7 protein-coding genes (1 of these 7 running past the window's edge) are annotated in these 9,924 nt (G+C 39.9%); all 7 read right to left on the bottom strand.

Annotated elements, in window-relative coordinates; translation table 11 throughout:
- Positions 1–743: the 5' portion of an HD-GYP domain-containing protein gene (locus tag AA0Y26_RS22455; protein ID WP_413364193.1), read on the bottom strand. Its footprint begins 349 nt before the window's first position; only the first 743 of its 1,092 coding nucleotides appear in the window; it begins with the start codon at positions 741–743; the stop codon falls past the left edge of the window.
- 202 nt (positions 744–945) lie between these two features.
- Positions 946–3,423, bottom strand: a complete 2,478-nt coding sequence (gene gyrA / locus AA0Y26_RS22450; protein WP_413364192.1) for a DNA gyrase subunit A — start codon at positions 3,421–3,423, stop codon at positions 946–948.
- A 28-nt stretch (positions 3,424–3,451) separates the two neighbouring features.
- Positions 3,452–5,377 carry a DNA topoisomerase (ATP-hydrolyzing) subunit B gene (gene gyrB, locus AA0Y26_RS22445; protein ID WP_413368356.1) on the bottom strand — a complete coding sequence of 642 codons (1,926 nt, stop codon included), beginning with the start codon at positions 5,375–5,377 and terminating at the stop codon, positions 3,452–3,454.
- A gap of 68 nt (positions 5,378–5,445) precedes the next feature.
- Complete coding sequence (gene recF / locus AA0Y26_RS22440) at positions 5,446–6,558, bottom strand: DNA replication/repair protein RecF (RefSeq protein ID WP_413364191.1); 1,113 nt, start codon at positions 6,556–6,558, stop codon at positions 5,446–5,448.
- On the bottom strand, positions 6,558–6,785 hold the full coding sequence (gene yaaA / locus AA0Y26_RS22435) for a S4 domain-containing protein YaaA (protein ID WP_413364190.1): 228 nt from the start codon (positions 6,783–6,785) through the stop codon (positions 6,558–6,560). Before yaaA ends, recF begins: the two co-directional genes overlap by 1 nt.
- 131 nt (positions 6,786–6,916) lie before the next feature.
- Positions 6,917–8,053, bottom strand: a complete 1,137-nt coding sequence (gene dnaN, locus AA0Y26_RS22430; protein WP_413364189.1) for a DNA polymerase III subunit beta — start codon at positions 8,051–8,053, stop codon at positions 6,917–6,919.
- A gap of 168 nt (positions 8,054–8,221) precedes the next feature.
- A complete protein-coding gene (gene dnaA / locus AA0Y26_RS22425; RefSeq protein WP_413364188.1) occupies positions 8,222–9,565 on the bottom strand; it encodes a chromosomal replication initiator protein DnaA in 1,344 nt (447 codons plus the stop codon).
- Between the last annotated feature and the right edge of the window lie 359 nt (positions 9,566–9,924).

Here is a 9,924-nt window from a genome sequence, read left to right as displayed (position 1 = left end):
GCATCCCGATTCCCTTCTGGATACCCACTGCCATCCAATCTTTCGTGATGAGAGTAAATTGCTTTCTTCATATCAGATTTCAACGCAGTTAAATCTTTTACCATTTGATAGCTGTAAACGGGGTGCTTACGTATTTCTAAAAACTCCTGCTCTGAAAGGGCTGTTTTTTTATCCTTTACCCTGGCAGGAATTTTAGCCATTCCGCAGTCTGCCAACATTCCTGCCAGTGCCATTTGAATAGCTGTACCTTTATCATAACCAATTTTTTGCACAATACTGCTTGAAATCAACCCTGTGGCTATACAGTGGTGATATAAATAATCTTTAGGATTTGAATAGCTATTTAAATCAAATATATGAGAACGTTCTCCTAATACTATCTCTATTAACGGGATCATTGTATTACGGACTTTTGTGATATCGACCCTTGCTCCTGCCTGCCAATTTTGAAATTCTTTCTTTAAATATGCTACTCCTTCTTCATAGTAACGAAGGAAAGGCGTAATAGTTGGAACCGGCACGTCGATGATTACCTCTTTACCATTTATTTCTGTAGGTGCGGGTACCTCTTCATCTTTAAATATTAAAACTCTTGAAATATTGAACGCTTTTAACACATGCAGGTGTTCATAATTAATTTTTGTATTTTTCTGTATAATAGAATATTTTGTATTAGCAAAAATGTCTTCAGCTACAACTTTTCCTGGCATCAACTCTGATATGTACATATATGTAGCATCCATTGCTAAAGACCACCTTTTAATTAGTAATTTTCTTTCATTGTAACGGAGCATGTAAACAAATGGAAGGATTAAATTGAGTTTTATAATAGTTCCTTTGTTGCCTTTGCGACTTTTAATAAATTCTTACTAATAGAATATCTTTTCTTTCCGTCTAAATAAAAAGGAACAATCGACCTGCAGAAGGTCGGTTGTTCCTCATTTATTACTCGACTGATGCTTCGGCTTCCTCTATATCCTCTACATCTGCATCGTCTTCTTTATTTACTTTTGCAACTGTCGCTACTAATTCCTCATCAGACAAGCGAATTAAGCGAACTCCCTGCGTGCTGCGGCCAATGACCGAAATATCATTGACATCCATCCGAATCAACATGCCATTAATTGTGATCAGCATGATATCCTCAGAACCATCAACTGTTTTCACGGCACACATTGGTCCATTCTTCTCAGTTACTTGTATTGTTTTAATACCTACACCGCCGCGACTCTGCAGACGATATTCAGATTCAGGCGTACGCTTTCCGTAACCTTTTTCTGTTACGACTAGAATCTCCTGACCTTCTTCTAAAATCTCCATCCCCACTACATAATCGTCTTTACGAAGCTTAATACCTCGCACACCCGATGCTGTACGGCCCATAGAGCGAATATCTTCTTCGTTAAAGCGGACGAGCATACCATTATGTGTACCAATAATTATTTGCTTTTTGCCATCCGTTAAACGAACAGAAATTAAATCATCATCCTCACGCAGGCTAATTGCTATCAATCCATTTGTACGGATATTAGCAAATTGAGAAACCGGCGTACGTTTTGTGATGCCTGTTTTTGTTGTAAAAATGAAGAATGCATCCTCATCATATGATTCTATGCGAATCATAGCTGTAACATGTTCACCCTTTGCAATATTCAGCAAGTTAACAATCGGCAAACCTTTTGCTGTACGGCCATATTCGGGGATTTCATAACCCTTTGCCTTAAATACGCGCCCTTTAGACGTAAAGAATAAAATCGTATCATGCGTAGAAGTAGACAAGAGATGCTCGACAAAATCATCTTCGTTTGTTCCCATTCCTTGCACGCCGCGTCCTCCACGTTTTTGACTGCGGTACGTATTTGCGGCCAATCGTTTAATATACCCATTGTGTGTTAACGTAACTACTGAATTTTCACGTGGGATTAAATCTTCGTCTTCAATCGATTCCAAACCACCAGCAGTAATTTCTGTGCGGCGTACATCATTGTAGCGCTCTTTAATCTCGTTTAACTCATTGCGGATAATTTCAAGAACTTTCGCCTCATCAGCCAAAATTGCTTTTAATTCTGCAATCAGAATTTGCAGCTCCTGATATTCTGCTTCAATTTTCTCACGTTCTAAACCACTTAAACGAACAAGACGCATATCTAAAATCGCCTGTGCTTGCCGCTCCGTTAAATTGAAACGTTCCATCAGAACAGGTTTCGCCTCATCCCCGCTGCGAGAGCTGCGGATGATCGTAATAATTTCATCGATATGATCTAACGCTATACGTAAGCCTTCTAAAATATGCGCTCGGTCTTCTGCTTTACGCAACTCAAAAGCTGTACGACGCTTAATGACTACCTTTTGATGCTCTAAATAATAATAGAGCATCTCTTTCAAACTTAATACACGTGGCTGACCGTCTACTAATGCCAGCATATTAACACCAAATGTAGACTGCATTGGTGTTTGTTTATAAAGATTGTTTAAGATGACATTCGCATTCGCATCACGGCGTACCTCGATTACGATGCGCATCCCATTACGATCTGACTCATCACGAAGATGAGTAATACCGTCAATCTTCTTATCACGCACAAGCTCTGCAATTTTTTCAATCAGCTTCGCTTTGTTTACTTGATAAGGTAATTCATATACTAAAATTGTTTCCTTGCCATTTGATTTTTGCTCGATTTCTACCTTCGCTCGAATAGTAATCGAACCACGACCTGTTTCGTAGGCACGGCGAATACCGGAACGGCCTAAAATTTGACCTCCTGTAGGGAAATCTGGCCCAGGAATAATTTCCATTAGCTCTTCTGTTGTAATTGCTGCGTTCTCCGATACAGCTAATACCCCGTCAATAACCTCACCTAATTGATGCGGCGGAATGTTTGTTGCCATCCCTACTGCGATACCAGCTGCACCATTTACAAGCAAGTTTGGAATACGTGCCGGTAATACAAGGGGTTCACGCTCACTACCATCATAGTTTGGGCCATAGTCAATCGTATCTTTATTAATGTCACGCAGCATTTCCATCGCAATTTTGGACATACGGGATTCTGTATAACGCATCGCCGCCGCTCCATCACCATCGACAGAACCAAAGTTTCCGTGTCCATCCACCAGCATATAGCGGTAGCTGAAATCCTGCGCCATACGTACCATCGCTTCATAAATAGAAGAGTCACCGTGCGGGTGGAATTTACCCATTACGTCCCCGACGATACGAGCACTCTTTTTATATGGCTTATCTGCAGTGTTTCCTAACTCTTGCATGCCGTATAAAATACGTCGATGTACAGGTTTAAGGCCGTCACGTACGTCTGGTAAGGCACGTGAAACAATAACACTCATAGCATAGCTTAAGAATGATGTTTTAATTTCAGTTGTAATATTTCTAGACTCAATGTTTCCATGTTGAATGTCAGACACAATAAGGACCTCCTTCCATTTGCACTAACTAAATATCTAAATCTTGTACATACACTGCATTTTCTTCAATAAAATCACGACGTGGGCCTACTTCATCCCCCATTAGATGGTCGAAAATCTTATCTGCTTCAATCGCATCGTCAAGATTTACACGAATCAATGTGCGGTGTTCTGGATCCATCGTTGTATCCCAAAGCTGTTCTGCATTCATTTCCCCCAGACCTTTATAGCGCTGTACGTTCGGTTTCGGAACGCTTGGTAGACGATCCAGGATTTCTGTCAGCTCTTCGTTTGAATAGCAGTATTCTACATGTTTACCTTGTTTCACCTGATAAAGAGGCGGTTTCGCTGCATATACATAGCCAGCCTCGATTAATGGGCGCATGAAGCGGAAGAAGAACGTAAGCAATAATACACGAATATGTGCACCATCAACGTCCGCATCCGTCATAATAACAATTTTATGGTAACGGGCTTTATTTAAATCAAACTCTTCACCAATACCTGTACCAAATGCCGTAATCATGGCACGGATCTCCGCATTGGAAAGAATACGGTCAAGACGGGCTTTTTCAACGTTCAGAATTTTACCACGCAGAGGCAAAATTGCCTGGAAGTGGCGATCTCGTCCTGATTTAGCAGACCCGCCGGCAGAGTCACCCTCTACAATATAGATCTCACATTCTTCAGGATTTGTGGATGAACAGTCAGCAAGCTTACCCGGAAGACTTGACACTTCTAGTGCCGATTTACGACGTGTAAACTCACGTGCTTTCTTCGCTGCTACCCGTGCACGGGCTGCCATTGTTCCTTTTTCAATAATTTGACGAGCAATTGAAGGGTTTTCAAGTAAAAAGCGTTCAAATCCTTCAGCAAATAGCTGATTTGTAATTTGGCTGACTTCTGAGTTTCCAAGCTTTGTTTTCGTTTGACCTTCAAATTGAGGATCTGGATGTTTTACTGACACAATGGCTGTTAACCCTTCACGGACATCTTCCCCCGTCAAGTTTGCGTCATTTTCCTTAATGAGGCTTCCTTTACGCGCATAATCATTAATAACACGTGTTAAAGCTGTCTTAAATCCAGATTCATGCGTACCGCCTTCATACGTATTGATATTATTAGCGAATGACATAATCGTCGAATTGAAACCTGCATTATATTGCATAGCGATTTCAACTGAAATGCCATCCTTTTCGCCAAAGACATCAATTGGTTCATGAATTGGCTCTTTATTAGCATTTAAGTGTTCTACATAAGAACGAATACCACCCTCGTAGTGGAATACATTCTCGCGTACTTCTTCTCCACGTTCATCACGAATAATAATACGGATGCCACGATTTAAATAAGCGAGTTCACGGCAACGAGTCGCTAAAATATCGAATTCATACTCCGTTGTTTCGCGGAAAATTTCGCTATCTGCCTTGAAGCGGGTTGTTGTACCTGTCTCTTCTGCATCACCAATAATTTTCAATGGCTGAACTGTTTGGCCGCGTTCAAATTTAATTGAGTGAATATGTCCATCCCGCTTTACATATACTTCTGTAGCAATGGACAACGCGTTTACAACTGAGGCACCTACACCGTGTAGACCGCCGGATACTTTGTACCCGCCTCCGCCGAATTTACCGCCAGCATGAAGTACTGTCATAATAACTTCAACAGCTGGAAGCCCCATCTTCTCCTGAATACTTACTGGGATACCACGTCCGTTATCTTCTACACGAATCCAATTGTCTGGCTCGATCGCTACTGTGATATCTGTACAAAATCCAGCTAGCGCTTCATCGATACTATTATCAACGATTTCCCATACAAGATGGTGCAACCCTTTTGAACTGGTAGAACCGATATACATCCCCGGACGTTTTCGTACCGCCTCTAAGCCTTCTAGAACTTGTATTTGATCAGCATCATAATTTTGCTGTACTTTGTTTTCCTCTAAAGCCACCTTGTTCACCTACTCTTTCGTAACCTCAGTCTACATCTATTCAATAGGCATTTTGCCCAAAAAAAATATTATTCAATATCCCCTTGTTTCACGTGGAACATTTTTGCACTTTGAATCGTTTCGTGATGGATACCATCTACGCTTGTCGTTGTGACGAACGTCTGTACTTCACCTTGTATCGTATTTAGCAAGTGAGACTGACGATAGTCATCCAATTCGGACAATACATCATCCAGCAGCAAAATGGGCGCTTCTTTTGTCTCCTGCTTAATTAATTCAATTTCTGCAAGCTTGAGCGACAAAGCTGTTGTACGCTGTTGTCCCTGCGAACCAAATACTTGTACATCATAATCATTGACAAAGAACTGCAAATCATCTCGATGTGGACCTACTAGAGTCACTCCACGGTCTATTTCTCTTTGTTTGGCTTCCGCTATTTTTCTTTCCAGATGTGCTGCCATTTCTTCAGCTGTCCAGCTTGATTCCATTTCACTGACAGTCCGATACTTAATGACAAGCTTCTCTTTCCCTTGAGAAATGCCCGCATGAATAGGTTCAGCCCATGCCTGTAATAACTCCATAAATTCATAGCGCTTCCGTATGATTTTTATAGCTGCCTGCACATATTGCTCCGTATAGACTTCCAGCATGACATCGTTTGTTAAGGCGGATCGGCCCTGATTTGCCTTCAAGTAATGATTACGCTGTTTCAAAATTTTTTGGAAGGTTAATAAGTCATGTAAATAAACCGGTGATATTTGCCCGATTTCCATATCAATAAAGCGACGTCTAATTTGAGGACTCCCTTTTACAACATTTAAATCTTCTGGAGCAAACATGACCACATTCATTTGTCCGACATACTCGCTGAGGCGAGACTGCTCTAAATGGTTTATTTTTCCTTTTTTACCTTTTTTGGATAATGTCAATTCGATTGGCACAGGACCATAACGTTTCTGTACAACACCTTCTATTTTACCATAGTCTTGTTCCCAACGTATCAATTCTTTATCGTTCGACGTACGATGAGATTTTGCCATAGCCAATACATAGATAGACTCCATGACATTTGTTTTTCCTTGCGCGTTTTCTCCAATGAAGACATTAATCTTCGGAGAGAATTCTAAAGCAAGTGATTCATAATTTCGGTAATTCGTTAGCTGCAAGCGCTCGATGTTCATTATTCGGCCCCGTTCTCGCCTACAATTCGAAAACGGCCGATACCTGGGATATTCACTACATCTCCGTCTCGCAGTTTACGTCCACGGCGGTCGTCTATCTCTCCGTTCACATAGACGTCGTGTTCAGATAAAAACCATTTAGCCATGCCTCCTGAACTGATCGCATCTGTCATTTTCAGCAATTGGCCTAGCGTTACAAACTCTGTATCAATTACGATGTCCTTCAAAATATTTCATCCTCCGATTAACAAATTTCATCCTTCTATCATACCAAAAAACTATACAAGAAGTAAAAAAAGAGCCGCTTCAAATTATATTTGAAACAACTCTCTTCCTTTGCTTGGATAGCCAGTGCTTTTTAATATGTGCGGACTGGAAGAATCAATTGTAAGATAGCATCGTCATGAACGGAACGTAAAATAAATGGACGCATTGCTCCTGTAAACTGGATGATGACATCTTGTCCATCAATTGCTTTTAAGGCCTCCATCATATATTTTGCACTGAATGAAATTTTCAGTGTGTCCCCTTCTAATGATTCTACCTGGATTTGCTCTTGAACTTTCCCAATCTCCGGTGAATTAGATGAGATCTCAATCGTATTTCCTTCTAGTGTTTCGAAGCGAACTACGTTGTTACGGTCTTCACGTGCTAATAAAGATGCACGGTCAATGGCTTGCAATAATGACTTGCCGTCCAAGGTAACATTAGTTTGATAGTTTTCTGGAATCAAACGAGATGTATCTGGATAATTTCCTTCCAGCAGGCGAGAGAAGAATAACATATTATTTGCTTTAAACAGCACTTGTTGGTTTGTCATAACTATTTGTACAGGGTTTGTAGAATCTTCTAAAATCTTATTCAGCTCGTTCAAACTCTTACCTGGGATGACTACATTGGATACCCCTGAAGGTAACTGTTCTAATTTTGTTTTACGACGTGCTAAACGATGGCTGTCTGTTGCGACGCATATTAATTCATCATCCTGAATATTCCAGTTTACCCCTGTTAGTACAGGACGGCTTTCTGACGTTGCTACAGCAAATACAGTCTCACGAATAATTGACTTAAGCAGATCCGCTGGAATAGTAAATTGTTGATCTGCAGATACTTCCGGCAATAGAGGATATTCAACAGCATCTTGTCCGATTAGATGGAATTCTGATTTTCCTGAACGAATATATGTGGCAAAGCCGTTTGTTACTTCAATTTCTACGTCATTTGTCGGTAATTTACGCACGATTTCATTAAACATTCGAGCTTGTAAAACAATCGATCCTGTAGTAGTGATTGTCATAATTTGTTCGCCATTCTCTTCGGCAGGAATGAATGTTTGGATTGTAATATCTTGGTCGCTACCAGTTAAACTTAAGCCTTCATTTGATACATCGATTTTAATTCCTGTCAAAATGGGTACAGTAGTTTTAGAGCTGACTGCCTTCATTACATCGTTTAAACCTGCTAAAAGATGATCGCGCATTATTTCAAATTTCATGTTCTTACCTCGCTTATATAATTATTTATTTTTTTAAAAGATTAATAGATATAGTAATAGGGCCTGTGGATTTGTGGATAAGTACCCTTTTATGGCATAAAATCAGTCTATCCACATGTAGATAGACTGTGTATAACTCAGGCAAAAAATACCTCACTTATCCACAACTTATTTACCGAGCATATTGCGGATTTGTTTAATGTCCTGCTGCAATATTTGGTCATTCTTTAACATAGATGCAATTTTTTCATGAGCATGAATCACTGTTGTATGATCACGCCCCCCAAACTCTTCTCCAATTTTAGGTAAAGAAAAATCTGTAAGCTCACGGGATAAATACATTGCTACTTGACGCGGGAAAGCAATTGACTTTGTACGTTTTTTAGCAGAAAAGTCTTCTAACCGGATGCTATAGTGTTCGCCAACAGCATTTTGAATATCTAAAATGGAAATCATGCGCGGCTTTGCGTTTGGCATGATGTCTTTCAATGCAGCTGCCGCCAATTCAGGAGTAACTTCTTCGTTGACAAGAGAAGAATAGGCAACCACCCGAATTAACGCACCTTCTAATTCCCGAATATTTGAATCAATTTGGTTAGCGATATAAAGCATTACTTCATTTGGAATTTCCAGTTCATCCGCTTTTGCTTTTTTACGCAAAATCGCAATACGTGTTTCGAGATCCGGTGGTGCAATATCTGTAATCAGCCCCCACTCGAAGCGTGAACGCAAGCGATCTTCCAATGTAGGAATCTCTTTAGGTGGACGATCACTGGAGATGACAATCTGTTTTGATTCCTCATGCAGCGTATTAAATGTATGGAAAAATTCTTCTTGCGTTGACTCTTTTCCAGCTAAAAATTGAATGTCATCAATTAACAGTACGTCAACATTTCGGTATTTATTACGAAAATCAATCGCTTTATTATCACGGATGGAGTTAATAAATTCATTCGTAAATTTCTCCGAAGACAGATACACGACTTTAGCGTTTGGATTATGCTCTAGAACATAATGACCAATTGCATGCATTAAGTGTGTCTTCCCCAATCCAACTCCCCCATAGATGAAGAATGGATTGTAGGCTTTTGCCGGTGCCTCGGCTACAGCAAGTGAAGCTGCGTGTGCGAACCGGTTGCCAGAACCAATAACAAACGTATCAAATGTATATTTCGGGTTGAGCATTCCTGGTGAAATATCGTGCTGATCTGTTGCTTTGGCTTGAATTTTTGGTGCTGGCAATTCGAAATCATCCGCATCCTGGTCTTTTTGAACAACAAATTTAATCAGTAAGTCTTCACCTGTAAGCTCAGTCAAAATGCCCGTAATTAAATGGACATAATGGTTCTCCAGCCAATCCCGTGCAAAGGAATTTGGTGCCGCAATGGTTACATTAGTTCCTTTATGAGAAAGGAGCTTTGTTGACTTTAACCAAGTTTCGAAACTCGGTTTTGATATTTTTTGTTCAACTTTTGCCAGGACGTTATTCCATAACTGCTCTAAATGTTCCAAGCTATTTTCGTCCCTTCATACAATATTCTCTATCAAAAACATAGAAGCTATTTATTTTTATCTATTTTTCTGTTACATTCACATAGTCACAGCTTGTGGATAAATTCTATTCCCTGGATGTGAAAAAAACTGTCCACAGATTATTAACAATTGTGGATAAAATATTTCCCAGAAAACTCGTCCACAAGGGAAAACATGATTATCGTATCAAAAAAGATGAGGCATTTCAATACTTTAAAGAACTTATCCACATGATTCATGTTTATTTATTTTAAAATTATCCACAGGCTATGAGTTTGTGAAAAAAGTGTAGATAAGAGATGTGGATAAATATTTTTGAAACAAAAAATATCCACAGT

This window comes from Lysinibacillus canaveralius, assembly GCF_047301505.1.
Lineage (GTDB): Bacteria > Bacillota > Bacilli > Bacillales_A > Planococcaceae > Lysinibacillus_B.
This window is presented reverse-complemented; position numbering and strand designations above follow the sequence as displayed.